The organism is bacterium Unc6 (genome assembly GCA_013626165.1).
Taxonomy (GTDB): Bacteria; Omnitrophota; Gorgyraeia; order Velesiimonadales; family Velesiimonadaceae; genus Velesiimonas; species Velesiimonas alkalicola.
Map to the genome: position 1 here is coordinate 1 of NDHX01000005.1, position 25,216 is coordinate 25,216.

At 38.6% G+C, this 25,216-nt stretch carries 24 protein-coding genes and 2 tRNA genes; 21 read left to right on the forward strand and 5 right to left on the reverse strand.

What is annotated here, in order from left to right; all coding sequences use genetic code 11:
- Window positions 1-92 precede the first annotated feature (92 nt).
- Window positions 93-542: a hypothetical protein gene (locus tag B9J78_02955; GenBank protein MBA2123885.1), complete on the reverse strand. Its 450-nt coding sequence runs from the start codon at window positions 540-542 to the stop codon at window positions 93-95.
- Window positions 511-921 carry a hypothetical protein gene (locus B9J78_02960; GenBank protein MBA2123886.1) on the reverse strand — a complete coding sequence of 137 codons (411 nt, stop codon included), beginning with the start codon at window positions 919-921 and terminating at the stop codon, window positions 511-513. The genes B9J78_02955 and B9J78_02960 overlap by 32 nt, the downstream gene beginning before the upstream one ends.
- A 232-nt stretch (window positions 922-1,153) precedes the next feature.
- Here B9J78_02960 and B9J78_02965 point away from each other — a divergent pair, with 232 nt between their 5' ends.
- From B9J78_02965 to B9J78_03065, 21 genes are all read left to right on the forward strand, one after another.
- Complete coding sequence (locus B9J78_02965) at window positions 1,154-1,999, forward strand: pantoate--beta-alanine ligase (GenBank protein MBA2123887.1); 846 nt, start codon at window positions 1,154-1,156, stop codon at window positions 1,997-1,999.
- 77 nt (window positions 2,000-2,076) lie between these two features.
- On the forward strand, window positions 2,077-3,378 hold the full coding sequence (locus B9J78_02970) for an AAA family ATPase (protein MBA2123888.1): 1,302 nt from the start codon (window positions 2,077-2,079) through the stop codon (window positions 3,376-3,378).
- Window positions 3,379-4,344 carry a tetraacyldisaccharide 4'-kinase gene (locus B9J78_02975; protein MBA2123889.1) on the forward strand — a complete coding sequence of 322 codons (966 nt, stop codon included), beginning with the start codon at window positions 3,379-3,381 and terminating at the stop codon, window positions 4,342-4,344. It abuts the gene before it with no gap.
- A complete protein-coding gene (locus B9J78_02980) occupies window positions 4,295-6,229 on the forward strand; it encodes a hypothetical protein (GenBank protein ID MBA2123890.1) in 1,935 nt (644 codons plus the stop codon). Before B9J78_02975 ends, B9J78_02980 begins: the two co-directional genes overlap by 50 nt.
- Window positions 6,226-8,337, forward strand: coding sequence for a hypothetical protein (locus B9J78_02985; GenBank protein ID MBA2123891.1), 2,112 nt, complete (start codon window positions 6,226-6,228; stop codon window positions 8,335-8,337). Before B9J78_02980 ends, B9J78_02985 begins: the two co-directional genes overlap by 4 nt.
- 12 nt (window positions 8,338-8,349) lie before the next feature.
- On the forward strand, window positions 8,350-9,453 hold the full coding sequence (locus B9J78_02990; protein MBA2123892.1) for a hypothetical protein: 1,104 nt from the start codon (window positions 8,350-8,352) through the stop codon (window positions 9,451-9,453).
- 159 nt (window positions 9,454-9,612) lie between these two features.
- Window positions 9,613-10,647: a recombinase RecA gene (locus B9J78_02995; protein MBA2123893.1), complete on the forward strand. Its 1,035-nt coding sequence runs from the start codon at window positions 9,613-9,615 to the stop codon at window positions 10,645-10,647.
- Window positions 10,607-11,122 carry a hypothetical protein gene (locus tag B9J78_03000; GenBank protein ID MBA2123894.1) on the forward strand — a complete coding sequence of 172 codons (516 nt, stop codon included), beginning with the start codon at window positions 10,607-10,609 and terminating at the stop codon, window positions 11,120-11,122. The genes B9J78_02995 and B9J78_03000 overlap by 41 nt, the downstream gene beginning before the upstream one ends.
- A gap of 9 nt (window positions 11,123-11,131) precedes the next feature.
- Window positions 11,132-11,217, forward strand: a tRNA-Leu gene (locus B9J78_03005).
- 637 nt (window positions 11,218-11,854) lie between these two features.
- On the forward strand, window positions 11,855-12,127 hold the full coding sequence (locus B9J78_03010) for a hypothetical protein (protein ID MBA2123895.1): 273 nt from the start codon (window positions 11,855-11,857) through the stop codon (window positions 12,125-12,127).
- 23 nt (window positions 12,128-12,150) lie between these two features.
- Window positions 12,151-13,332 carry a hypothetical protein gene (locus B9J78_03015; protein ID MBA2123896.1) on the forward strand — a complete coding sequence of 394 codons (1,182 nt, stop codon included), beginning with the start codon at window positions 12,151-12,153 and terminating at the stop codon, window positions 13,330-13,332.
- Window positions 13,333-13,419: 87 nt separating this feature from the next.
- A complete protein-coding gene (locus tag B9J78_03020) occupies window positions 13,420-14,247 on the forward strand; it encodes a hypothetical protein (GenBank protein ID MBA2123897.1) in 828 nt (275 codons plus the stop codon).
- Between the two features lie 157 nt (window positions 14,248-14,404).
- Entirely contained in the window at window positions 14,405-15,292 is an 888-nt protein-coding gene (locus tag B9J78_03025; protein ID MBA2123898.1) for a phosphate ABC transporter permease subunit PstC, read from the forward strand.
- Window positions 15,289-16,137, forward strand: coding sequence for a phosphate ABC transporter, permease protein PstA (locus B9J78_03030; GenBank protein MBA2123899.1), 849 nt, complete (start codon window positions 15,289-15,291; stop codon window positions 16,135-16,137). The genes B9J78_03025 and B9J78_03030 overlap by 4 nt, the downstream gene beginning before the upstream one ends.
- The gene (locus tag B9J78_03035; protein ID MBA2123900.1) at window positions 16,131-16,955 is read left to right on the forward strand and encodes a phosphate ABC transporter ATP-binding protein; all 825 of its coding nucleotides are present in this window, start codon (window positions 16,131-16,133) and stop codon (window positions 16,953-16,955) included. The genes B9J78_03030 and B9J78_03035 overlap by 7 nt, the downstream gene beginning before the upstream one ends.
- A 2-nt stretch (window positions 16,956-16,957) precedes the next feature.
- The gene (locus B9J78_03040) at window positions 16,958-18,244 is read left to right on the forward strand and encodes a GDP-mannose dehydrogenase (protein MBA2123901.1); all 1,287 of its coding nucleotides are present in this window, start codon (window positions 16,958-16,960) and stop codon (window positions 18,242-18,244) included.
- Between the two features lie 10 nt (window positions 18,245-18,254).
- Window positions 18,255-19,367, forward strand: a complete 1,113-nt coding sequence (locus B9J78_03045; GenBank protein MBA2123902.1) for a transcriptional regulator — start codon at window positions 18,255-18,257, stop codon at window positions 19,365-19,367.
- A 95-nt stretch (window positions 19,368-19,462) separates the two neighbouring features.
- Window positions 19,463-20,743, forward strand: a complete 1,281-nt coding sequence (locus B9J78_03050; GenBank protein MBA2123903.1) for a hypothetical protein — start codon at window positions 19,463-19,465, stop codon at window positions 20,741-20,743.
- A 531-nt stretch (window positions 20,744-21,274) separates the two neighbouring features.
- Window positions 21,275-21,898: a hypothetical protein gene (locus B9J78_03055; GenBank protein ID MBA2123904.1), complete on the forward strand. Its 624-nt coding sequence runs from the start codon at window positions 21,275-21,277 to the stop codon at window positions 21,896-21,898.
- Between the two features lie 40 nt (window positions 21,899-21,938).
- Window positions 21,939-22,235, forward strand: coding sequence for a hypothetical protein (locus B9J78_03060; GenBank protein MBA2123905.1), 297 nt, complete (start codon window positions 21,939-21,941; stop codon window positions 22,233-22,235).
- Window positions 22,228-22,671 (forward strand): hypothetical protein, encoded by a 444-nt coding sequence (locus B9J78_03065; GenBank protein MBA2123906.1) that lies wholly within the window; start codon window positions 22,228-22,230, stop codon window positions 22,669-22,671. Before B9J78_03060 ends, B9J78_03065 begins: the two co-directional genes overlap by 8 nt.
- Window positions 22,672-23,294: 623 nt before the next feature.
- Here B9J78_03065 and B9J78_03070 read toward each other — a convergent pair.
- From B9J78_03070 to B9J78_03080, 3 genes are all read right to left on the reverse strand, one after another.
- A tRNA-Leu gene (locus B9J78_03070) sits at window positions 23,295-23,381 on the reverse strand.
- A gap of 180 nt (window positions 23,382-23,561) precedes the next feature.
- On the reverse strand, window positions 23,562-23,813 hold the full coding sequence (locus B9J78_03075; protein ID MBA2123907.1) for a hypothetical protein: 252 nt from the start codon (window positions 23,811-23,813) through the stop codon (window positions 23,562-23,564).
- 122 nt (window positions 23,814-23,935) lie between these two features.
- Window positions 23,936-25,024 (reverse strand): hypothetical protein, encoded by a 1,089-nt coding sequence (locus B9J78_03080; protein ID MBA2123908.1) that lies wholly within the window; start codon window positions 25,022-25,024, stop codon window positions 23,936-23,938.
- Between the last annotated feature and the right edge of the window lie 192 nt (window positions 25,025-25,216).

Genomic DNA, 25,216 nt, shown 5'->3' on the forward strand with positions numbered 1-25,216 from the left:
TTTCGCTCATCCTGGGATTCCAAAGAAGCACTCTCTTTTTGCAATTATACCACATGATGCCAGGGCTGTCAAATTTTTTGCGATTTTTTTCTTCAGTTGAAGTGGAACTCCAACTTCCGATACCCTAACCAGGGCACTCTTTCGTCAATCCCTTTCTCGGCAAGCCTCTCGTTCAATCCGCTGAAAAGGGGACGAAGGATGTCCTCGTGTCGGTGACCGTAGAAAGTAACATGCACTGTCCTTCCCTCTGCTTTGACGAATGCTTGTTCTCTCAAGAATTCTTTCAGGATTCCTTTAAGCTCCCTGGAAGAAAATTCTCCGCCTATGTCTCTGCGGAAAGAACTTAGGATGTTGCAAGCCACAAGCTTTGTCCCCAGAGACATTGTCGCCTGATTTAGCTCTGTCGAGGGGAGCTTGTGAAAACCTAGAAACTCCAGCTCTTTAAACAGACATTCAATACGCCACCTGTGGTCGTATTCCTCTATGATTGTTTCTTCAGTTGAGGCAGTGTCATTCGTCAGATACCCTTTCGCTTCTTCCAAACTTTTTCTGTGCCTCCAACCAGCTCTCATGGCTGCCGTAGATGAAAAACTTAAATTTCTTATCCCAGTCGTCGCCCTTACCTCGGTATAACTGGAAATCTTCATAACCGATCCTCCTGGCTATCTGCAGGGCAGAACTTTTTAGTTCTTTATCCAGTTTCTTCCTTATATGGCTTACTCCCCGATGGGAGAAGATGATGAAGTGTTTTGTTTCCTCTATCTGCCAGTTTTTTTCCCCGAAGGATAGTTCCTGAGCTTCTTTTATAGTTCTTTCCCGTTTCCCGTTTTCCTTATTGGTAGTGTGGGTGAAAGAAAAAACGGTTGTAAGACAAAGGACTGTTACTATCCCGGTTAATTGTATATTTTTCCTGATTATCATTTTTCCTTACGAATTGCCCCATCAAAAATCTATATGAAATTATATCATTACCTCACATAAAAATCTATATAAAAATTAGGACATCTTGTTTAATTATCAAAAAGACTTATAATATCTTGTGTAACAACTTCCAAAACTCCAATCTTATGAGGTTGCACTCACTTCCATAGAATTATGTGACCGGTAACAGGTGACGGGAAAATTGTGCAACAGACTTATAACTAAACAATATATGAAAATAATTCGTTCAATTATTGAAATGCAAAAATTATCAAACCAGTATAAATTAAAAGGAAAGATTGGTTTTGTCCCGACCATGGGGTGTCTTCATGAGGGGCATCTTTCCCTGGTAAGACAGTCAAAGAAAGAAACAGATTTTACAGTGGTAAGTATATTTGTAAATCCGGCGCAGTTTGGTCCAAATGAAGACTTTAAGCAATATCCGAGGAACATATCCAGGGATATAAATATGCTTAAACCATTTTGTATAGATGCACTTTTTTATCCCTATGCAAAACAGATGTATCCTGAAGGTTTTTCCACATATATACAGGTTGAAGGTTCACTTGAATGTTTTGAAGGTAGTATAAGACCGGGGCATTTCAAGGGTGTAGCAACAGTTGTTATAAAATTTTTTAACATACTAAAAGCGGATGTAGCCTATTTTGGACAGAAGGACAGACAGCAGTGTTCTGTTATAAAAAGGATGGTAAAAGACCTGAATATAGATATAAAAATTAAAATTCTTCCGACAGTTCGTGAAAAAGATGGTCTTGCAATAAGTTCAAGAAATGCGTATCTTACACCAGAAGAACATCAAAAAGCACTGTGCCTGTATGATGCGTTAAATATTAGCAAAAAGATGGTAGAACAGGGTGTAAAAGATTGTATGTTTATAGAATCTGCAATGAAAAAAAGAATATTAAGAGAAAAAGGTGTAAAATTGCAGTATGCAAATATAATTGACCGTGATAGTTTTGATGTTCTTTCAAAAATTGAAAAAAGGGCAATTGCCATAGTTGCTGTAAGGATAGGCAGGACAAGGCTTATTGATAATATTGCTCTATGTGACAGGTGACTTGCGCTCCGGTGTTCTGACATTTCGGGGAACGGGGAGCGGCCTCTACGATAAACATTAATAACATATTAACTGATATGAAAAATTTATTTAATAAAAATAACAAGGACCAGATTCCTCTTGCATACCGTATGCGTCCGAGAAACCTGCAGGAATGGATAGGACAGGAACATATATTGGGAAAGGGCAAACTTTTAAGAAGGGCAATAGAGGCAGACAGGATAATGTCTCTTATATTGTATGGACCTGCCGGATGTGGAAAGACCGCCCTTGCATATCTTATTGCAGAGATTACAAAGGCACATTTTGAAGATATAAATGCAGTTGAATCAAATATATCGCAGATAAGAGAAATAATCTTGCTTGCAAAAAAAAGAAAACAGTATGAGGGCAAAAAGACAATACTTTTTATAGACGAACTCCACAGGTTTAACAAGGCTCAACAGGATGTTCTGATGCCTGATGTTGAAAACGGGAACCTTATACTTATAGGTGCTACAATACACAATCCTTTTTTCTCAATAATCTCTCCTCTTATATCCCGCTCTATGATATTTCAATTAAACCCTCTTTCTGAAGATGAGATTGGGAAGATAATAAATAATGCATTAAAAGACAAAGAAAGAGGATTGGGAAATATTTCGGTTATACTCTCTGACGATGCAGAAGAATTTTTATGCAAGGTCTGCGATGGAGATGCAAGAAGGGCGCTAAATGCACTTGAGATTGGTGTCCTTACCACACAAGCCGATAAAGATGACAAAATACATTTTACGCTTGCAGTTGCAGAAGAGTCCATACAGAAAAGGGCTATAAGATATGACACAGATGAAGATGAGCATTATGATACTGCTTCTGCATTTATAAAAAGTATGCGCGGCTCTGATCCTGATGCTGCTATTTACTGGATGGCGAAGATGTTAGAAGCAGGCGAGGACCCTCGTTTTATTGCAAGAAGAATTGTTATATGTGCAAGCGAAGATGTGGGCAATGCCGACCCTATGGCAATAGTTGTTGCAAATGCTGCGCTTGGGATTTCTGAATTTGTAGGACTTCCGGAATGCAGGATTCCTCTTGCGCAGGCAGTTATATATGTAGCCTGCGCTCCAAAATCAAATGCCTGTTATTGTGCCATAGAAAAGGCGATAAAAGATGTTCAAAAGTCAAGAATAATGCAGGTTCCAGACGCACTTAAAAGTGCCTCGTATAGTGGAGCAGAAAAATTAGGGAGAGGTAAAAATTATAAATATGCGCATAATTATAAAAACCACTATGTCCAGCAGGAATACATACCCGAGGAAAAAAAATATTATATTCCCACCGAAATAGGATACGAAAAAAAGATTAAAGAATATCTAGAAAAAATAAAAAAGGCTTGAATGATACTTAAAATTGTCAACTCTATTTATCTGCCTTTTTCAATGCTTCATAGAATGTATTATGATACCGCCGGGGGGGCGAAAAAACCGCATTGTAAGGTTATAAGCGTTGGGAGCATATTTGCAGGCGGGACAGGGAAAACACCTCTTTCGGATTGGATTATAAAACATCTTACCCACAACGGAAAAAAGGTTGTTCTTTTATCAAGAGGATACGGAAGGAAAACAAAAGAGATTGTTTTTGTTAATCCCCATGGCGCAGGTTCTGAATCTTATGATTTTAAAACAATAGGAGATGAGCCTTTAATGTTAAAGAAGAGAAACCCTAATGTTCCCATTATCGTAGGAAGAAACAGAGTTCAAACCGCATTTCTTGGGTATGAAAAATTTAAGCCCGATGTTATTCTACTTGATGACGGATTCCAACACAGAAGGCTTAAAAAAGATATTGATATTACTACTGTTCCAGTCGTGGATGAGATGAGATATTTATGGAAAAGAGAGCCGCTCTCTTCTATGAAAAGGGCATCAGCGGTTGTTATAAAAGGGAATCAGGAACAGGCAGAAAAATGGCAGAGGTTTAATATGGATATCCTTGCAGGTTTTTCTTATAAACCATCTGCTATCTATTCCTTCGGGGAAGATAAATTCTATCCCGTAGATTTTATAAAAGAAAAAAAGACCGTAGTCTTCTGCGGCATTGCAGGTCCTAAAAGATTTGAAGATATGTTAAAAGAAAATAAAGCAGAGATTGTTCAGTTTTTCAGGTTCCCTGACCACTATGCATACACCGACAGAGATATAGAGAAGATTTACAGGTCGGCGCAGAAAGGGCAGCTCATTTTAACAACCCAGAAAGATGGGGTAAGGCTTCCCTCATCTGCTCAATTACTTCCTGTTTATATCCTTCTTGTAGATGTGTGCTGGACATTTGGCAAGGAGAGGTTTATTGAAATACTTGCTTGAGTTTATTATATTTGTTGGACAAAAAATTCCGTTATCTGCTGCAATGTATACAGGTAAATTATTTGGAAGGATAGGGTATCTGTTCACAAGAAAAAGGGTAAAAATTGCATATGCAAACCTGAGGGCTTCTTTTCCGGAGAAATCTCCTTTTGAAAAGTTTGCCATCATAAAAAAGACATACGAAAACATTGGAATGAATGTCGTTGAGATGCTCCGTTTCCCATTGATAGACAATAATTATTTTAATAAGTATATAGAGGTTGAAGGAAAAGAAAATATAGAGTGTGCGCTTGATAAGAAACAGGGTCTGATACTTCTTACGGGACATTTCGGAAACTGGGAACTTGCATCTGTATGTTTGTGTATGATGGGCTATCCTTTGCTTGTTCTTGCAAGAGACCAGAAACCGAAAGTTCTTTACAAAATTGTCAACAGGTTTAGAGAAAGCAAGGGGTGTAAGGTAATAAGGAAGGGAATACTGGTCAGAGAAATCATAAAGGGTTTAAGGGAAAACAAAGCCATAGGCATACTTGCAGACCAGGATGCAGGAAAAAAGGGGGAGTTTGTTGAATTTTTTGGAAGGCTGTGTTCCTGGCACACAGGCGCTTTTCAAATTTCAGAAAAAACAGGCTGTTCTATATTGCCAATTTTTATTATAAGAGAAAGGGGTCCTTACCATAAACTTTTTATCCTGCCTGAAATAGAGAGAAAGACAGAAGCAGACTCTTTGAAAAAATTTGTAAAAGTATTTGAACAATTTATAAGAAAAAATCCACAGCAATGGCTATGGATGCATAAAAGATGGAAAACAAAAAAAACTTTTAAGATTACCCTTCTTACAGATGAAAAAGCCGGACACAGAAATCAGTGTTTGGAAATTATAAAACAGATAAAAAACATCTCTGTCCCAACAAAGATGGCCGGGCTTAAGAATGAAAATATCAGTATCCATGAGATACCTGTAAGATATAAAAAGCCATTCTATAAAACACTTATTACAATTATTTCTCTATTTTATAGACAGGGGCAGATGGGTTTTTTAAGGCACTTTCTTGCTCAAGAAGCCTATTCAAAAATATATTCCGAATGTTCAGACATTGTTATATCAGCAGGTAGTTCTTTGGCAGGTATAAACCTTATCCTGACAAAAGAAAATCTTTCAAAAAATATTGTTATTATGAAACCCTCATTTTTGCCTTTTAAGAATTTCACACTTTCAATTGTCCCTCAACACGATAATCCTCCTAAAAAAAGTAACATTATCATTACAAGAACTGCCATCAGTTCTATTGATGAAGAAATTTTAAAAGCATCATCTTTAACACTGAAAGATGAAATTTGTATAGATAAGGATTGTATAGGACTTCTTATAGGAGGAGATACAAAAAATTCTAAAATGTCTGTGGATATTATTAGAAAGGTTTGTAAGGGGATTTTAGATATTGCAAAAGAAAAAGGCTTGTATATGCTTGTAACAACTTCAAGAAGGACCTCAAGAGATATAGAAGATGTTTTAATTGACATATTTAAAGATGTTAAAGGTTGCAAGATGCTTATTATTGCAAACAGGAACAACAGAAAAAACATTATACCGGCAATTCTTGGGACATCAAAGATTGTCGTAGTATCGGGTGAAAGTATGTCAATGCTTTCGGAAGCCAAATCCTCTGCTCGTTATGTTATTGCATTTTTGCCAGAAAGGATTGCACTTTTAAAAACAAAATATGAAAAGGCTATTGAAAAATTAGAAAAGCAGAGATTTTTAAAAATATCAAAGCCGGAAGATATTTATAGCACAATAAAAGAAGCAATAGAATTTAATTTAGAACAAAGAAAGATTCAAGATAGCATAAGAATAAAAGAAGGCTTAAAAAAGATATTATGAATATACTTCAATTATTGCCCCAAATGAATGTAGGAGGGGTTGAAACAGGCACATTAGACCTTTCAAAATATCTTGTTAAAAAAGGTCACAGATGTGTTGTTGCAAGTGGAGGGGGGCTGCTTACCTTTGAGCTTGAAAACCACAGTGTGAAACACTATGAATTACCCATAGGCGTAAAAAATCCTTTTCTGTGGCACTCCCTTATAAAAAAAATTGTAAAAATTATAAAAGACGAGCAGATTCAGATTGTGCATGCAAGAAGCAGAGTTCCAGCAATAATAGGCTATATAGCTGCAAGAAAAACAGGTGTAGAATTTATTACAACCTGTCATGGATACTACTCATACCATCCGGGTAGTTTTATCATGACACTGGGGAAAAGGGTTATTGTCCCAAGTACTTTTATGGGAAGATACATTATTGAGACATTTAATGTCCCTCCTGACAGAGTAAGACTTGTCCACAGAGGGGTTGATATAGAAAGGTTCCCCTATTTCCCTTTAACTGATTATCCAAAGACAAAAAGTTTTAAGGTTGCAATGATAGGCAGGATCACTCCCTTAAAAGGGCATAAAGATTTTTTGCAAGGATTAAAAATAGTTGTTCAAAATTTTAAAAACTTAAAATACCAAACCCTATCTTGCAATGATATAGAGGGAATAATCGTAGGAGATGCTCCTGAGGGCAAGCCATACAAAAGAGAACTTGAAGAGATTTCTAAACAGTTAAGTATATCAAACAATGTTCATTTTATATGCTCACAATATAATATATCAGATATTATGCAAAAGATAGATGCTCTTGTTCTTGCATCAAGAAGACCCGAAGCATTTGGAAGGGTTATCATTGAGGCACAGGCGTCAGGCGTTCCTGTTATTGCTGTCCATTCAGGAGGGGTGCTGGATATAGTTGAGAATGAAAAAACCGGTTTGATTATTCCTTCTGAAGATCCGACAGCAATGGCAGAGGCAATAATAAAACTTATAAAAAATCCTGATATTGCAAAGCAAATTTCAATAAATGCAAGAAAAAATGTAGAGCAGAGGTTCACACTTGAACATATGGCTGAAAACACAATAAAGGTATATGAAGAGGTTTTGAAAGAAAAAAGAATCCTTATATTAAAACTCAGTGCTCTTGGGGATGTCCTTCTTTCTATTCCTTCTATAAGGGCTTTAAGAGAAAATCTTCCCCATGCAAGGATAGATGTGCTTGTTGATAAAAGATATGTAGATGTATTTCAGAGATGTCCCTATATAAATAATTGTTTGGTCTGGGATACCCGTAAGCCAAAAATAAAAAATCTTATGGAGATTGTCCAAAAAATAAAGCCTCAGTGTTATGATATGAGTATTGATTTTCAAAACAACAAGACTACACATATTATCTCATTTTTAAGTTTTATCGGTTCAAGGTATGGATATAAAAGAGGATGGGGCAGGGTTTTACTTAATAAAGGGATTACATTTAAGCCTTCTAATTCAGGTCCTATAGAACATCAGTGGGAGATACTAAAACAGATAGGTATAATACCTAAATACGATGCTCTTGAATTCTGGACTACAAATTATGATGAAGAGTTTGCGGATATGATTCTAAAAGATGCATGGCTTACAGAAGGGCAGATACTTTTCGGTATATCCGCATGGGCAAGTTCTGACTGGAAAACAAAAATATGGAAGATTGAAAACTATGCAGAACTTGCAAACAGGCTTGGAAAAGAGTTTAATGGCAGGGTTCTTATTACAGGAACAAAAGATAGAGAGAAAGATGCAAGGCTTCTTGCAGGTTTGATTCAAACAAAACCGATAAATCTTGTTGGTAAAACAACTGTATCTCGGCTTGCTGCGATATTTAAAAAATGCAAGGTTGTTGTAACAGTAGATTCTGCATCTATGCATCTTGCATCTGCGGTGGGTGTTCCAACAATTGCAATATTTGGACCTACAAACCCAAGATGGCATATAGTAAATAAAAATATATCCGTTCTTCAATCAGATATCAAATGTATAAATTGTTATAGAAAGAAATGCAAAAATATCAAATGTATGCAAGGTGTAACAGTCCCAATGGTTATGGAAGAAGTGAAAAAAGTAATGGGGCAGTGAATAAAGGATAAAATGAAGATTGTTCATATAACAAATCATCTAAAGGTTGGGGGTATTTCATCATATGTGAGAGATTATGCTGTTTTTTTGAAAAAAGATAACCATAATGTATGGGTATGTTCTTCTGGAGGAGATGTTGAAAAAGAATTAATAAAAAATGATGTTCAACATTTTTATGTCCCTTTAAATACAAAATCCATTTTACATCCAAAGATAATTATAAGTGCGATAAAGATTTCTAACATGGTAAAGGAAAATAAAATTCAGGTAATCCATTCACATACACATACCACACAGGTTTGTTCAAGTATTGTAAGCAAGATATGTCATATTCCCCATCTATCAACCTGTCATGGTTTTTTCAGAAAGAATATAGGAAGAAGACTTTTCCCCTGTTGGGGTAAGTATGTGGTTGCCATAAGCCCTGCTGTGAAGAGTACGCTTATAAATAATTGGCATTTAAGAGAAGAAAAAATAAAATTGATAAGCACCGGAATAGATACATCAAGATTTAAGCCAACAGACAGTAATGGCAAAAAGGGGTTAAAAACAAGGTTTGGTTTTGATAAATGGAAGTATACTGTTGGAACTCTTGGAAGGCTTTCTCCTGTAAAAGGGATAAGATGGTTAATAGAAGCAATCCCCCTTATACCCTGTGATGCAGGATGTGTTATTGCAGGAGATGGTCCTGAAAAAGAGTCTTTAAAAAGACTTGTCAAAAAACTAAATATTGAAAACCGTATAATATTTATTGAAAAAAACTTTGAACCTGAACATATTCTTCCGTTATTTGATATATATGTTGCTCCCAGCATATCTGAGGGGTTAGGTCTTTCAGTACTTGAGGCAATTTCATCAGGTGTTCCTGTTATAGGAACAAGGGTGGGTGGCATACAGGATATTATAAAAAACAAACAAACAGGTCTGCTGGTTGAGCCCAAAAACCCCAGAGCAATTGCAGATGCCATAAATACATACATTAAAAGTCCGAAAGAAGCAGAAAAGATAAGCAAAGATGCGTTTGAATATGTAAGGGAAAATTTTTCAATACAAAATTCTTGTTCAAAATTGGTAGACTTATATCAAACATTATTGGGTTTATCCGAAACACCGTAAAATATGGTGTGCGAGATATTTTCTTGTGGTATAATTAAAAAGCTGTATATTGTATTCCGTCGTCCGCAAAAGCCGTCACCTGTATACTGGTAAAAAAACGGAAGACAGATGGTCATGGACAGGCGACGAAATACGGGCAACAGAAGAGGAGGGAAAAAAATGGCAGAAGAAAAGAAAGAGGTGAAAGACATTGGCAAATCTGAAAGAAAAAAGGCGCTTGAGCTTGCTCTTGCCCATATTGAAAAGCAGTTTGGGAAGGGTTCAATTATGAGGCTTGGTTATGAAACATCGGCGGATGTTCCTGCAATTTCAACAGGAGCGCTTTCACTTGATATTGCACTTGGTGTGGGAGGAGTCCCAAGGGGACGTGTTATTGAAATATTTGGCCCTGAGGCATCCGGCAAGACAACACTTTCACTGTGTGTCCTTGCACAGGCACAAAAGGCAGGCGGTGTTGGTGCGTTTATTGATGCAGAACATGCCTTTGATTCAATTTATGCAAAAAAATTAGGTATAAATCTTGATGAACTTCTTATAAGCCAGCCCGATACAGGTGAACAAGCACTTGAGATTGTAGAAACTCTCGTAAGGTCAAATGCAGTAGATGCAGTTGTTATAGACTCTGTTGCTGCGCTTACACCAAAGGCAGAAATAGAAGGAGAGATGGGTGATGCGCATGTTGGGCTTCAGGCAAGACTTATGTCGCAGGCGCTTAGAAAACTTACTGCCGCAATAAGCAGGTCAAAAACCTGTGTCATATTTATAAATCAGATAAGAGAAAAAATTGGTGTTATGTTCGGAAATCCTGAGGTTACACCGGGTGGCAGGGCACTGAAGTTTTATTCATCCGTAAGACTTGACATAAGAAAGATAGAACAGATTAAAGAAGGAGATAAGGTAATTGGGACCCATGTCCGAGTAAAAGTTGTAAAGAATAAGGTTGCTCCGCCTTTCAGACAGGCAGAATTTGATCTTTTACATGAGGAGGGCATATCTGTTGAAGGAAATGTTCTTGATATGGCAGTTCAGTACGGGATTATTCAGAAGACAGGTTCCTGGTATACAATTGGAACAGAAAAATTAGGACAGGGAAGAGAATCAGCAAGACTTTTCTTAAGGCAAAACCCTAAAATTTTAAAACAATTGGAAGAAAATGTTAAACAGCAGGCAAAGAAACAAGAAACAAAAGAATAAACCCTATCTCTTTTGTCAAACAGGCAAAGATATTGCGATGGATTATGCAGTGAGGCTTCTTTCTGTAAGACAGAGGTCAGAAATAGAATTATCAGACAGACTTGTTAAAAGAATAAAAGATAAAAACACAGTTCAAGACTGTATAAAGAAGCTTAAAAGTCTGGGTTATATTGATGATAAAAAATTTGCAAAAGACTGGATAGAAGAAAGATTAAGAAAGTCTCCCCGTTCATTTTCTGCATTAAGATATGAACTTACAGGGTTTGGTATTTCTAAAAATATTATAGATGATGTTCTGGATGAATTTTCAAGAGAACTATCTGACTTGGATATTGCAAAAGGATTAATTAAAGAAAAAGCACAGGCGCAAGCAAGTATTAAAGAAAAAGCATACTGGATAAGATTTTTAATTCAAAAAGGATTTTCTTACGAGACTGCAGAAGAAGCGATAATTAAAGGGGTGGTGAAAGAATAAGCTCAAAGCGCTGGAGTGGTGGAATGGCATACACGTCGGTCTCAAAAACCGATGGGGCAACTCCCGTGTGGGTTCAACTCCCACCTCCAGCACCAGTATAACAAGCTCAAACCCCGCAACGGAAAACACTAAAACAATATAAAACAGTAAGGGAGTTGAACACAAAAGGGGTTAAGGGGAAAATGTCAATTTTCCCCTTTTTAAAAAGGATGGGGAATATTAAGGTGAAAACTTGGTTTCCCCTTAAAGAGCGTAGGGCGGGTTCATCTCCCCCCTTCGGCACTAAAAAAACATTGGATGCTTAAAGGAAGGATTTAAGGAGAGTAAAAAAATAATGTAATGGGTAAATCTTTCATCAGACTGTTCCCTTGTTTTAAAAAGCGTCATTTTATTGCTTCTGCTTGTAGAATCTTGGCTGATTCTTGTCCTGCTAACCATCCCGTTGAAAATGCTGCCTGAAGATTGTATCCACCTGTCCTACCATCCACATTAGGGCTTACTGAAAAATGCTAAAAACTTGAATACTATGACAGAAATTAATAAATTTAAACCACAAAAATAGCGCTAAAAATGCACGATTTTTTGTTCTTTTTATGTCCAAACCTTGCACTTTTGACAGATGTAAATTTTTCAGTAAGCCCTGATTACACAGATTTTTGAAAGATTACACCGATTTTGTTGTCGGGTTTTAATCTGTGTAATCTGCTTTTTAATCTGTGGAATCAGGGTCTGATGAGTTTTTCAGCAGACCCTAATTTCAGAGCACCAGTGCACTGGAACACCAGAGCACCTGTCATCTCTCACCTTGTTTTAACCCTGCCTGAAATTTCACATATATTTCACAATTTCGCCATATTTTTATCACAATCAAAAAGTATAATTGTTTATGATAACAAGGTAATAAAGGGAAGACAAGGAGGTGAAGAGAATAAAATACCCAGCCTTTTAAAACTGCTCCCTATATTGGGTTATGGGTGGGCAGGATATAACCGTAGAATAAATTAAATTTCAAAAAGGAGGAAAAAGTAATGAAGAAAGGAATATGGGTTTTAGGTTTTATGTTGGTCTTCTCTGTCCTTGTCTGTCCGGCTTCGGTAGATGCCAGTGACAGAGAAATCAGGGAACTGGAGAAGAGAATAAAGGCATTGGAGGAGGAGAAGTGGGGTTTTCGCCCTGATAGGGCCGAGTGGTTAGAATTTGGCGGAGAGAAACGGCTGGAGCTTATCGTCCCTGAGAAAGCCGACTCTTACGCTGGCCTGGACCGGGTGGAGATTGACCTTAAAGCCACTATAACCGAGGGCGTCTATAGTAAAGGGACGCTCAAGTTTGAAGAGACAAGGGTTGAGGTAGATGAGTGGTATACCCGGTTCAGTCTGGAGGACCACTGGTTAAAGGCAGGGCTTACCGACCGCTTTATTAAGCCCAGGGATCTGGACTTAGGTGACCGCAAGACAGCGGGTTATCCACTCGGTGGGATAGCCTTCTGGCGGGATGAGCAGTATAACCTTACCTTTGGTGGTATGTTCCCCGAGGTTATGGGTGGCGATATAAGGTATCGGCTCTCCTACGGGAGTGGTTTAATTCTGGGTAGAAGACGCCCTGGGGATCATAGGTTTACTGACCCCGGTGTGAGAGTGGAAGATAGGCTCATCCATGATGATGACCACGGCCAGCTTGGGGATGAGATTGGTTTAGGCTTAGGCTACCGTTACCATTTTGGTGAAAAGGATACATTAGATTTAGTCGGTTTCGGTATCTGGAGTCGAGCAAATAGTCCACATGCAGATGTAAGAGGACTTATTGGTTGGCCTAAAGAAAAGGACCAGCAACGTATCGGCGGAAGAGTGGTCTACCGTCCGGGAGCATCTATGTTCATGGCAGAGTATATTGATGCCAAGGACGGAAGACTGGATCGTGACGCCTGGTATTTGCAGGCTTCGCACAAGGTTGAGTTCCCTGACCCTTTAATCGGGGGAAGGTTCTTCACAGCTGTAGAGCCGCTTATCCGCTATGGCGAGTATGATGTGGATACAGCCAAGGTTTTTAGAGACCCTCTTACCTGGGACCGTGAGCAGTTAACTTTGGCGCTTCTTTGTGACATTACCAAGAATGTCTCTTTGAGGCTTGAATGTGACATAAACGATGAGAGGACTGGCGGCAGAGGTATAGGTAATGATGAGTTTCGTGCCCAGTTAAGGACAAGGTGGTAACATTACTCCCACCCTCTCCCTCCCACTTGCATATATGCAAGTGGGAGGGATTTAAAAAAGGGTGGAATCTAGAAAGGAGATAAGATAATGAAAAAATTATCAATGTTAGGATTAAGTGTCCCTGTTTTAAGTATTGCCCTGGCCGGTATTTTTCCCGCCCAGGTAAAAGCAGAGCGGCTGGTTATTCAGGGCTCAACCACAGTTTTTCCCATCACAGTGGCTACTGCCGAAGCCTTTATGAGGGACAACCCCGGAGCCGATATCTCGGTCAGAGGTGGCGGTTCAGGCGGCGGTGTCAGGGCTTTGGTAGAAGGAGGCCGAATTGTTGCCCAGTCTTCTCGGCCAATGAGACATAAGGAAAAAATGACTATGCAGGCCGCTGGAAGAAATCCGGTAGAACATACCATCGGTCTGGACGGGATGGCCATTATTGTTCATCCCAATAATTTGGTGACAGGGCTTACGATGAAGCAGGTCCGGGACATCTATGCCGGCCGAATAACTGATTGGAAAGATGTAGGTGGCACGCCGGGAAGGATTGTGATTGTCTCCCGCGATATTGGCAGTGGTACCTTTGGTTCTTTTGTAGACATTGTGATGAAAAAAGAGGCAATCCATCCGGGAGCCATCTTTCAAGCCTCAAGTGGCGCGGTGGTGGAGGCAGTATCTGGTTCTCCACACGCCATCGGCTATGTAGGTATGGGATTCTTGGATGAAAGGACAAAGGCGGTAGATGTAGACGGCATCTCTCCTACTGTGGAAAATGTGGTCAGTGGAATATATCCCATCAGCAGACCGCTTTTCTTTTATACAGATGGAGAACCCCGGGGACTGGCTAAACAGTACATTGACTTTGTCTTTAGTCCGCGTGGACAGGAAATAGTTGCCGAGCAGGGGTTTGTTCCGGTCAAGTGAGCCCCAATTAGAATTTTTTTAGCGGGGTTAAATGTTAAGTTTCTGTTTCTTCTTCCCCCTTTCCCAATGTGGTGTAAAGGGGGAAGAAGATTTTTTTTTGACCTTGACACAAGAGCCCCCCTTAAGATAGGATAGATGCGGAGATAATAAAAAAACCATGAAAAAATTCTTCCGGCGAGGTAAAGGGATTGAGTTTTTATTTCTTTTTTTTGCCCTGGCTTCTGTATTTTTTTTGGCCGGCATCGTTGTTGTCCTTTTCAGCTCCGGGCTTCTCATTTTAAGGACAGTGACATTAAGAGAGTTTATCTTAGGAAGATATTGGCATCCCCTCTTTTATGAACCACCGGCATATGGTATCCTTCCTATCATCCTTGGTTCTTTTTGGGTAACCTTAGGAGCAATGTGTATTGCTATTCCCTTAGGAGTAGGAGCAGCGGTATATATTGCCGAGGTGGCCTCTCCGCAATTAAAGGAAATATTAAAGCCGGTAATAGAGCTATTGGGCGCTATCCCTTCGGTAGTTTATGGGTTTTTTGGTGTAGTGGCATTGGCCCCTTTTATAATGCGCCTCTTTGATTTGCCGATTGGGTTTACCGCCCTTACCGCCTCCATCTTATTGGGACTGATGGCACTTCCTACTATCGTGACTATATCTGAGGATGTCATTTCTTCTGTTCCTGTCCTTTATAGGGAGGCTTCTTATGCCTTGGGGGCCACTAAATTAGAGACCGCAGCCAAGGTAGTTTTTCCTGCGGCTTTTCCAGGCATAGTTACCGCTATAATCTTGGGTATGGGTAGAGCCATCGGGGAAACAATGGTGGTGATGATGGTAGCTGGCGGCTCGGCAATTATTCCACGCTCCTTCCTTCAGCCCGTGCGGGCAATGACCGCCACCATTGGTCTGGAGATGGGAGAAGCGGCCAGCGGTAGTCCTCACATGCACGCTCTTTTTGGTATAGGATGTGTGCTGTTTGTCCTGACACTTCTTTTTAGTATTGCGGCTGAGCGGTTTTCTATAAGATTTCGCCGGCAGGTAGGAATATGAGAAAATTTAAAGAACTTGTGTTTAGTGTATTTTTGCATACCGCCACTGCCTTGCCGTTAATTGCCCTTTTTAGTGTTATTTTTTTTATTATTAGCCGGGGAGCGATGGTAATAAACTGGGAGTTTCTCACACAGATGCCCCGGGATGCTATGACCGCTGGCGGAATTTTCCCGGCTATTGTGGGCACATTTTATTTAGTCCTGGTGGCAGTTTTTTTTGCCCTTCCCTTAGGAGTTATGGCCGCAATTTATTTAGTAGAATATACCCGACAGGGGGGGATAGTGCAGACCATCAGAATCGGTGTTAGCACCTTGGCCGGAGTGCCCTCTGTTGTCTTTGGTCTTTTTGGTATGGTTATCTTTGTCAGATTCTTTGGTTTTGGAGTTTCTATTCTTTCCGGGGGGCTCACCCTAGGAATAATGATTCTTCCCACTGTTATCCGCACAAGTGAGGAGGCGCTTCTTGCTATTCCTCAAGGTTTCCGTGAGGCATCTTTCGCCTTAGGGGCAACCAAGTGGCAGACAATTTACCGTATTGTAATGCCTAATTCTATTTCTTCTATCCTTACAGGCTCTATTTTAGGTATCGGTAGAGCGGCCGGGGATACTGCCTCTATTCTTTTTACCGCGGCTACTTTCTATATTATGCATCTGCCAAACTCTGTGTTTAGTGAGGTCCAGGCGCTTCCCTATCACATCTATGGGCTTCTCACTGAAGGGACGCACGCTCAGGCCCAGATTCCCATTGCATATGGCACTGCCACGGTGCTATTATTTTTAGTGTTGAGTATGAGTGCCTTATCCATTGTGATGCGCAATCGTTTTCGCAGGAGAAAAAAATGGTAGATATAATCACCAGTTGCCAGTTGCCAGTTGCCAGTTGCCAGTCATCATTCATCAGTCAAAAAGAAATTAAAATTTCCATTTGCAGTTTAAATATCTGGTATACAGACACACAGGCAATAGAGGATGTAAGTCTTGATATTGAGAAAAATAAGGTTACTGCTATTATTGGCCCTTCAGGTTGTGGCAAGTCCACACTTATCCGAGCGATGAACCGGATGAACGATATTATCCCCTCGGTAAAAGTTAAAGGGGAGATTTTATTAGATGGGGAAAATATTTATGGTGAAGATATAGATGTTGTTGGAATAAGAAGAAGGATAGGAATGGTCTTTCAGCGCCCCAATCCTTTTCCTAAGTCGGTCTTTGAAAACGTGGCTTATGGACTTAAAATCAACGGACTTATTAAAAAGAAGGAAGAATTGATAGAAAAGATTGAGCAGGCCTTGAAAGACGCTGCCTTATGGAGCGAGGTTAAAGATAGGTTGGGTGATTCGGCCCTGGATTTATCCGGAGGTCAACAGCAGCGTCTATGCATTGCCCGAGCATTAGCTATTGAGCCTGAAGTGATTCTTTTTGATGAACCCTGTTCTTCTTTAGATCCAACTGCTACAGCAAAGATTGAAGAGTTAATTCAAGAACTAAAGAAGAAATATACCATTGTTATCGTGACTCATAATATGCAACAGGCGGCCAGAATTTCAGACTTTTCTGCTTTTCTCCTTTTAGGAAAGCTCATTGAGTTTAACAGGACAGATAAAATTTTTACCCATCCCGAGGACAAAAGAACCGAAAACTATATTACCGGTAGATTTGGATGATAATGGATAAACAAAAAATAGTAGGTGTAGTTGGACTTGGATATGTGGGACTGCCTGTTGCGACATCTTTCGGGAAGTTATATAAAACATTCGGTTTTGACGTCAAAAAACAACGTATAAAAGAACTAAGAAGCGCTTTTGACCGCAATGATGATGTGCCCTCTGCAGATTTAAAATCCCCCAATCTTTACTTTACAGATAATATAGAAGACTTAAAAAAAGTAAATTTTTTTATTGTTGCTGTTCCTACCCCCGTAAATGATGCAAACCAGCCTGATTTAACATCTTTATATAAGGCTTCAGAAACAGTTGGTAAGGCTTTAAAAAAAGAATCTATTGTTGTTTATGAGTCCACAGTCTATCCCGGTGCAACAGAAGAAGAGTGTGTTCCTGTTCTTGAAAGAGTTTCAGGGTTGAAGTGTGGCAAAGATTTTAAGATTGGTTATAGTCCCGAGAGAATAAATCCTGGTGATAAAGAACACATATTTACAAAGATAAAAAAGGTTGTATCGGCTCAGGATGAACAAACACTGGAAATTATTGCAAAGATGTACAGTTCTATAGTTGAGCCGGGTGTGCACCTTGCGCCAAGTATAAAGGTTGCTGAGGCTGCAAAAGTAATAGAAAACACACAAAGGGATTTAAATATTGCACTGATGAATGAACTCGCTGTTTTATTTGATAAAATGGGGATAGACACAAACGATGTATTAGAAGCTGCCGGTACAAAATGGAACTTTCTAAGATTTAAACCTGGTCTTGTAGGAGGACACTGCATAGGAGTGGACCCTTACTATCTTACACACAAGGCAGAAAAGATAGGATATATTCCTCAGATTATTCTTGCAGGTAGAAGAATAAACGATGGGATGGGAAAATTTATTGCACACAAGGCAATAAAAGAGATGATACACTCAGGGCATAACATTAGCGGGGCAACGGTTACAGTCCTTGGAATAACATTCAAGGAAGATTGCAAAGATATAAGAAACTCAAAAGCGGTGGATATTATATTTGAACTTCAAGACTATGGAATAAATGTTCAGGTTTGCGATTCCATAGCAACCCCCAAAGAGGTGTTAAAAGAATATGGTATAAAACTTATCCCTGTGGAAGAACTTAAAAAGGCATCCTGTATTATTGTTGCGGTTGCACATATGGCATATAGAAAAATAGAATTAGATTTTCTTAAAAGAATTTCCATTAAAAATCCTGTTCTTATAGATGTAAAATGTATATATAATAGGGATGTGTTAAAATCTGCCGGATTCAGATATTGGAGACTATAAAGGGAAATATATGCAGGTGCCTTTTCTTGACTTAAAAGCGCAGTATAAAACGATAAAATCCGAAGTAGATACCGCTATTCAGTCTGTGATAGAAGGTCAACATTTTATACTTGGGGCAGAGGTTTCAGAACTTGAAAAACAGGTTGCAGAATACTGTCATTGCAAGTTTGCAATTGGTGTATCCTCAGGAACGGATGCTCTTCTTACTTCATTGATGGCGCTTGGTATCGAAGCAAAAGATGAGGTAATCGTTCCGACATACACATTTTTTGCAACAGCGGGTTCTGTTTCAAGACTTGGAGCAAAACCGGTTTTTGTTGATATAGAGAAGAGCACATATAATATCAACCCAGATCTTATAGAAAAAAAAATTACAGAAAAAACAAGGGCAATTATCCCTGTCCATCTATATGGCCAGTGTGCAGAAATGGAGCCCATATTAAAAATTGCGCAAAAGTATAACCTTAAAACAATAGAAGATGCAGCCCAGGCAATAGGTAGCGAGTCCGACGGGAAAAGAGCAGGCAGTATGTCAGATACAGGCTGTTTTTCATTTTTCCCGAGTAAAAATTTAGGGGGCTTTGGAGACGGCGGGATGGTAACAACAAACGATCCTGCAATTGCAGAAAAGATAAGGACACTAAGGACGCACGGTTCAAAACCTAAATATTATCATAACATTGTTGGAGGCAATTTTAGGCTTGATACAATACAGGCGGCTGTTTTAATTGTAAAATTAAGGCATCTGGATAAATGGACAATGGCAAGACAGGAAAATGCTAATAGATACAATAGACTGTTTGAAGAATCCGGATTGACAGACAATATCCAAATACCTGTAATAAAACAGAACAGACATATATTCAATCAGTATGTAATAAGGCTTAAAAACAGGGATAAATTGCAGGCAGGGTTAAAAGAAAAAGGAATTGGAACAGAGATATATTATTCTGTCCCTCTACATCTGCAAGGATGCTTTAAGGGGTTAGGATATAAAGAACGAGACTGTCCTGTTGCAGAAGAATCGGCAAGAACCACACTTGCACTTCCCATATATCCGGAACTAACAGAAGAACAACAAAAATATGTGGTAGAATGTATAAAGCAAGACAAAGATATTTAAGCTCTTCTCGCCCTTACCATTATCTCTTATGTAAAGAATAAGCGAAGCAGAGGAAAAGGTAAAATATATGAGTCTCTAAAAAACTGGAGGAAAATATGGAAGAAAAATATGAAGATGAAATTAACCTACACAACTACATTGAAGTACTGATTAAAAGAAAGAAGATAATTTTAAGTGTATTTTTTATCTTTATAATCACGACAGCAATTGTGAGTTTATATCTGCCTAAGGTTTATCAATCAACCACTTCTATAATGATTACCCCTTCCCGGGTGCAAGCACTCCTTTCGCCCGCGGACGCTTCCCTGGATATAGAGGGGAGAACAAGTGCAGGTGTGACTCTACAGCCAGCCATATCCCTCTCCACTCATAAGACATTATTAAGGGCAAGCCCAGTTTTAGAAAAAGTAATCGATAAATTAAGGCTGACGGATAAATTGGGCCAGCCTCTTATCTTTGATGATCTAATTAAAAGATTAAATGTTAAAGAGATAACCGGGACAAATATTCTTCAACTGGAGGCAAAAGATAATGACTCCAAGATGGCCAGGGAAATAACCAATGCCTGGGCACAAGAATATATAAAATATAGCGGGGAGCTCATCTCCGGAACAGTAAAAGGCGCCGGCGATTTTGTTACCGAGCAATTTGAGATTGTTCTAGAAAGTCTTACTCGGGCAGAGGAGAAAATTAAGGAATTTAAAAATAAATACAGATTAGATTTAATGCAAGCCGAGTTAAGCATTAAGAAGGAGAAATTAAAGAGAGAGAAGGAGGAACTTATCAATTCAGGAATCGCTTTAAAAACAAAGGAGGATTCTTTAAAAGAACTAAAAAAAGGGATAGAAGGAGAGGAAAAATTCGTTATTATTTCCAAGGCCATAACTGATGATGCTTTATGGCAAAAGATAGATAAAGAGGGACGCCTTGGCAATTTAGCTGAGAAAAAACTCATGAGTGAGAATATAAATCCCCTTTATCAAGACCTTAAAACCCGTATCGTGAATATTCAAATAGAGCTGAATACCTTAGAGGCAAGGCTCGGGCATTTAGATAAGTCAGTAGAGTTGACCGCAAAAGAAATAGATGAATTGGGAAGAGTCATCCATCAGAAAGAATTTGAATTAACCCAGTTAACCCGCCAGGCAGAAATCTATAAAAGAACATATGAGAATTTAGCCGTTAGAATTGAAGAGGTACGCATTGCCAAGGCCATGGAATTGGGTGAGGTTAAAATTGTCTCTCCCGCTACCGAGCCAAAACGTCCCATATACCCAAGAAAAATGTTGAATGTATCAATCTCCGGGGTTTTGGGATTATTTTTAGGGGTGTTTGTGGCATTCTTTCAGGAGTTCTGGAAGAAGGGAAAAATTTAAGCGCAATAAGTAATCACTTATTCACAGGAAAAAACTTCATTATCAGATGACCATAGGAGTTAAAAAAATAAGACCAGTCGCTCTCCGTGCGAGGGCGTGGATTGAAACAGAAGGAAATAGAAGATTTTCTTAATAAATTATAAAGAGTATGTGTATTGCTAAAATCTTTGGTGAATTTAATTGTAAAGCCAAGATGGGTATTTAATGCATTTTATATAACAAATAATACTTTACCTTCACCTGTGCCCCATCCTTACTTTTATCTTTTATGTCTGTCGCTTATCCACCAGTGTGCTGTCCCCTTTTACTTTTGACCAATTTTTAAAATACTAGTATAATACAGTAAAACCATATTTAACAAATAGGGCAGAGAAAATAAATCTGTCCCCTTTTTCCACAATAGAGACATAGTTGGAAAAGGCTAAGGTTAACAGAATGCAGTATAACTCATTTGAAGAAATATGGAAAGAATTAAATTCTTTTTAATTGCATCTTTGAGAAATAACATTTAACCTTAACCTGATGTGTAATGTGAGTTTTTGGCATAATAAGAGAGTTTTAGTAACCGGTGGCGCAGGTTTTTTAGGTTCTTATGTAATTGAGAAACTGCAACGGCAAGGATGCAAAAATATCTTTGTTCCGCGAAGCAAAGATTATAACCTGGTGCAAATGGAAGCAGTTAAAAAGCTTTATAGGGATTCTATCCCCGATACGGTTATTCATTTAGCATCACAGGTAGGAGGGATTGGCGCAAACCGAGAAAATCCCGGAAAATTTTTCTATGATAATCTAATAATGGGAGTTCAAATGATGGAAGAGGGAAGAAAATTTGGAATAAAGAAATTTGTTGCGATAGGGACTATTTGCTCCTATCCAAAATTTACTCCGGTGCCCTTTAAAGAAAACGACTTGTGGAATGGTTATCCAGAGGAGACAAATGCTCCATATGGTTTAGCCAAAAAGATGCTTATTGTTCAATCGCAGGCATATCGCCAGCAATACGGATTCAATTCCATCAACTTATTGCAGGTTAATTTATATGGACCGGGAGATAATTTTGACCCTGATTCTTCTCATGTAATCCCCGCTTTGATAAAGAAATGCATAGATGCAAAAAGCAAAGCGCAAAGAGCAAAGAGTCAAAAAGACAATTGAGTGGTATAGAACTACACAGCTTCAAGGAGAGATTTAGATTATGAATAGAAAAAAAGACCTGCGAAAGATAGCAAATAAGTGCGCTGTATTTTTGGGAAATAAATACAAAGTTAAAAAAGTCACTCTTATTGGCTCTTTAATCAGTGGCAAGCTTCACGAAAAATCTGACATTGATTTGGTTGTGGAAGGGTTACCGCCAGAGATTTATGTTAAGTCTTTAACTGAATTATGTGACTTTTTGCCCGTTGGTGTAGATGTTAATCTTATTCCATTTGAGGATGCTTTTGAAACTCTCAAGCAAAAAGCACTCCAAGAAGGGAAAGTTATATATGGATAGGAAACTTAAGAAAGACATGGAAGTAGAATTGAAAAATCTTGAACGTTTAGTTAGTGAAATGAAAGAAATTGTAAATAAAGTAAAAAATGAGCCAGATTTTATCACCACTAGAGCATCAGCAAGTATCATTCATGATTTTTATTGTGGAGTTGAAAAAATATTTGAGAGAATTGCTGTAAATATAGATGGTAGTATGCCGAAAGGTGAAGATTGGCATACAAAACTTCTTTTACAAATGACACAACCGATGAATAAAAGAAAAACTGCTGTTATGGATTCTGAATTTGTGCAAGATTTGAAGGAATTCTTGCGGTTTCGTCATCTTTTTAGAAATATATATGGTTTCGAATTGAAGTGGGCGAGAATTAAACCGCTCTGTTTAAAATTAAATGATACTTACAATAAATTTAAAGTCAAGATAGAAACATCCCTGTAACGATTTTGTTGAGTTGATTGCTAAACTGACTGGATTCAGGGAGAAAATTATCTGGGATACATCAAAACCAGATGGGCAGTCAAGAAAGATGCTGGATACATTCAAGGCAGTGAAGAAATTCGGGGAGAAAGTTCACTGAACCCCGTCAACCTTATCTATTTATTCCTTCTGAATCTCACAAGTCAACTTCTTATTCATCGCTTTTCTAATAATGGAAAAAAGACAAAAGATACCCCTGACCTGTTATGAATTTTCCAAAAAACTTACATTACAGATGATAGATAATAGGACAGGATGATTGTAATTATAAGTAGCATATTGCCCCCGAAGAGGCTACCCAAGATACCTGTTGTTCAGGCTTACCCATTACCCCAGGCGATAGTGGTAATTTCAAGTGTGGTGGTCTCTTTTCCTTAAATAGCCTGCAGTAAGAATCTTCTCAAGTCTTTAGAAAGACCATTTCCTTAGCATATTCTTCAAAGCAGTATTCTAAACAGCTGCAAGAGTCTAATTTATTAAAAAAGGGGAAAATTAACATTTTCCCCTAACCCCTTTTGTGTTCAACTCCTTTACTGTTTTACATTGTTTTGGTGTTTTCCGTTGCAGGGTTTTGTTTGTTATACTGGTGCCGAAGGGGGGAGTTGAACCCCCAATCCCTTACGGGAACTACGCCCTGAACGTAGCGCGTATGCCAGTTCCGCCACTTCGGCAAATTAAGTTTAGTATAAAATATTGCTATAATTCTGTCAATTTAAAAACACATTATAAACTGGTGTTCTGGTGCACTGGGTTAAAATGTTTCCAGGTCCGTAGGAGAGCGTCCTAATGAGCGAAGAAGAGAAATTGTAGACTCTATCTGTGTTGAAATATCTTCAAACTGATGAGTGCGGTCAGGATATAAAAAGCAGAGCGGCCGATAAGGTAAAGGGATAACTAAGCATAAGAATAAGAGAATTTGCTCCTGACGAAAGGCCAGACCTTGCCGCCTCTTTGCTTAAGGTTTCCAGAGCAGTAGTTACCAGTATCTTGGCATCAGGATCAACAACAATCCTGGTCAGGGCCAAAACCTTTTGGGTCCGGGATATTTCATCCTGGATTGCAGCAATAAATGTTTCAACGTCGGGAATCTCAAGTCTTCTCATCGGAATAGCCCTTCTTTCAAATTAGACTATTCCGATTATAGCATATGTTTAATGTTTATACAAATATTTATTGCGTTTTATATATCAATGAAATATCATTCTGTCAATGATTAAAATTTATGTCAAAAAAAATTCAAAGCCTCTTCCACCATTGCAATATAATTTGCAACAGGAACATAGTTTGCAACTGTATTACCTGAACCAACTGCAAACCTTCCATCCGGGAGGCATTCTTTTATAATATTCCTGATATGCACCCTCAATCTATCCTCAGAAAGTCTGCAAAGTTTATCCACATCTATACCGCCAAGAACCCCTATCTTTTTGCCATATTTTTTCTTAAACTCAATTACAGGATTTCCTTCATCTTCAAATGAATGTCTTGCATCTATCTTTACATCATCTATCAAATTGTTCATTATCTCATCTAATTGTCCGCAGGAGTGAAGTATGTAGATTAAACTATTTTTGTGAGCAAGATGAGCAAGTTTTTTATGCCAGGGTAAAGAAAGCCTTTTTAAGTGTTCTGCTGAAATAAGAGTCCCTGTTTTATACCCCATATCATCGCCTTGAAAAAATCCGACAAGATTCGGAAGTCCCAAAAGCCTTTCATAAAATTGATAGATAGTTTCTCCAGCCTTCTTAAAAACCGCCTCTACAAGTTCCGGCTGGTCATATAAAAGATAGCAAAGATTTTCATATCCGAAAAGAATGTCCAGGGGTATCTCAAGAAATCCGGAAGTAGGGCATACAAAAAGTCCCATACCCTGGGGGATATTTTTTGCAACAGACTCGTACTGCCATAGATCTGCTTTCTTTACATCCGGCCAGGGATACTTTTCAAACTCCTCCCAGGTTGAGATGGGTCCTTTACCTTCCTCTGCCCAGTTTCTTTTTCCAGACATACTTGAAGCATCTTCTGCCTGCCTTGATTTAGTCTGAAATTCAAGTCCTCCGCTCATTCGGACAAAATCATAACCGGTTCTCCAGTAGACCTCAATCCAGTTTGTCAAGTACTTCTTCTGCTGTTCTTTGTCTTCGGATGTTTCTACCCACTGCTTGTTTAAAAAATTCTTAGATATGTCCCTTACAATTTCATAATCTAAAAAAAGTTCTACAAGTGGAGGCTTTTGAGGAATTATTTCACCTTTTATAACTTTTATAAAATTGTCAATATCTGGCTTTGGGTTTGATAAGGGAACTTTTATCATATATTCTTCCTTTCTGTTTTGTCTATGAACATTCTCTACATAATCAACATTGCATCGCCATATGAATAAAATCTATATCCCAGATTTATCGCTGAAGTATATGCAAACACAAGCATATCTTCAGTAAACCTCCAGTCTTTATCAGGATGTTTTGACTGAATAAACGCTTATCTTGCAAAATGTTGTATGCTG

What these genes read in the sequence shown, in the direction of transcription:
- B9J78_02975 (MBA2123889.1), top strand. Translation starts at nt 3,379, where the DNA reads ATGATACTTAAAATTGTCAACTCTATTTATCTGCCTTTTTCAATGCTT.
- B9J78_02995 (MBA2123893.1), top strand. Translation starts at nt 9,613, where the DNA reads ATGGCAGAAGAAAAGAAAGAGGTGAAAGACATTGGCAAATCTGAAAGA.
- B9J78_03045 (MBA2123902.1), top strand. Translation starts at nt 18,255, where the DNA reads ATGCAGGTGCCTTTTCTTGACTTAAAAGCGCAGTATAAAACGATAAAA.
- B9J78_02990 (MBA2123892.1), top strand. Translation starts at nt 8,350, where the DNA reads ATGAAGATTGTTCATATAACAAATCATCTAAAGGTTGGGGGTATTTCA.
- B9J78_02985 (MBA2123891.1), top strand. Translation starts at nt 6,226, where the DNA reads ATGAATATACTTCAATTATTGCCCCAAATGAATGTAGGAGGGGTTGAA.
- B9J78_03050 (MBA2123903.1), top strand. Translation starts at nt 19,463, where the DNA reads ATGGAAGAAAAATATGAAGATGAAATTAACCTACACAACTACATTGAA.
- B9J78_03065 (MBA2123906.1), top strand. Translation starts at nt 22,228, where the DNA reads ATGGATAGGAAACTTAAGAAAGACATGGAAGTAGAATTGAAAAATCTT.
- B9J78_02960 (MBA2123886.1), bottom strand. Translation starts at nt 921, where the DNA reads ATGATAATCAGGAAAAATATACAATTAACCGGGATAGTAACAGTCCTT.
- B9J78_03030 (MBA2123899.1), top strand. Translation starts at nt 15,289, where the DNA reads ATGAGAAAATTTAAAGAACTTGTGTTTAGTGTATTTTTGCATACCGCC.
- B9J78_02970 (MBA2123888.1), top strand. Translation starts at nt 2,077, where the DNA reads ATGAAAAATTTATTTAATAAAAATAACAAGGACCAGATTCCTCTTGCA.
- B9J78_02965 (MBA2123887.1), top strand. Translation starts at nt 1,154, where the DNA reads ATGAAAATAATTCGTTCAATTATTGAAATGCAAAAATTATCAAACCAG.
- B9J78_03040 (MBA2123901.1), top strand. Translation starts at nt 16,958, where the DNA reads ATGGATAAACAAAAAATAGTAGGTGTAGTTGGACTTGGATATGTGGGA.
- B9J78_03010 (MBA2123895.1), top strand. Translation starts at nt 11,855, where the DNA reads ATGAGTTTTTCAGCAGACCCTAATTTCAGAGCACCAGTGCACTGGAAC.
- B9J78_02980 (MBA2123890.1), top strand. Translation starts at nt 4,295, where the DNA reads ATGTGTGCTGGACATTTGGCAAGGAGAGGTTTATTGAAATACTTGCTT.
- B9J78_03060 (MBA2123905.1), top strand. Translation starts at nt 21,939, where the DNA reads ATGAATAGAAAAAAAGACCTGCGAAAGATAGCAAATAAGTGCGCTGTA.
- B9J78_03080 (MBA2123908.1), bottom strand. Translation starts at nt 25,024, where the DNA reads ATGATAAAAGTTCCCTTATCAAACCCAAAGCCAGATATTGACAATTTT.
- B9J78_03075 (MBA2123907.1), bottom strand. Translation starts at nt 23,813, where the DNA reads ATGAGAAGACTTGAGATTCCCGACGTTGAAACATTTATTGCTGCAATC.
- B9J78_03020 (MBA2123897.1), top strand. Translation starts at nt 13,420, where the DNA reads ATGAAAAAATTATCAATGTTAGGATTAAGTGTCCCTGTTTTAAGTATT.
- B9J78_03025 (MBA2123898.1), top strand. Translation starts at nt 14,405, where the DNA reads ATGAAAAAATTCTTCCGGCGAGGTAAAGGGATTGAGTTTTTATTTCTT.
- B9J78_03000 (MBA2123894.1), top strand. Translation starts at nt 10,607, where the DNA reads ATGTTAAACAGCAGGCAAAGAAACAAGAAACAAAAGAATAAACCCTAT.
- B9J78_03035 (MBA2123900.1), top strand. Translation starts at nt 16,131, where the DNA reads ATGGTAGATATAATCACCAGTTGCCAGTTGCCAGTTGCCAGTTGCCAG.
- B9J78_03015 (MBA2123896.1), top strand. Translation starts at nt 12,151, where the DNA reads ATGAAGAAAGGAATATGGGTTTTAGGTTTTATGTTGGTCTTCTCTGTC.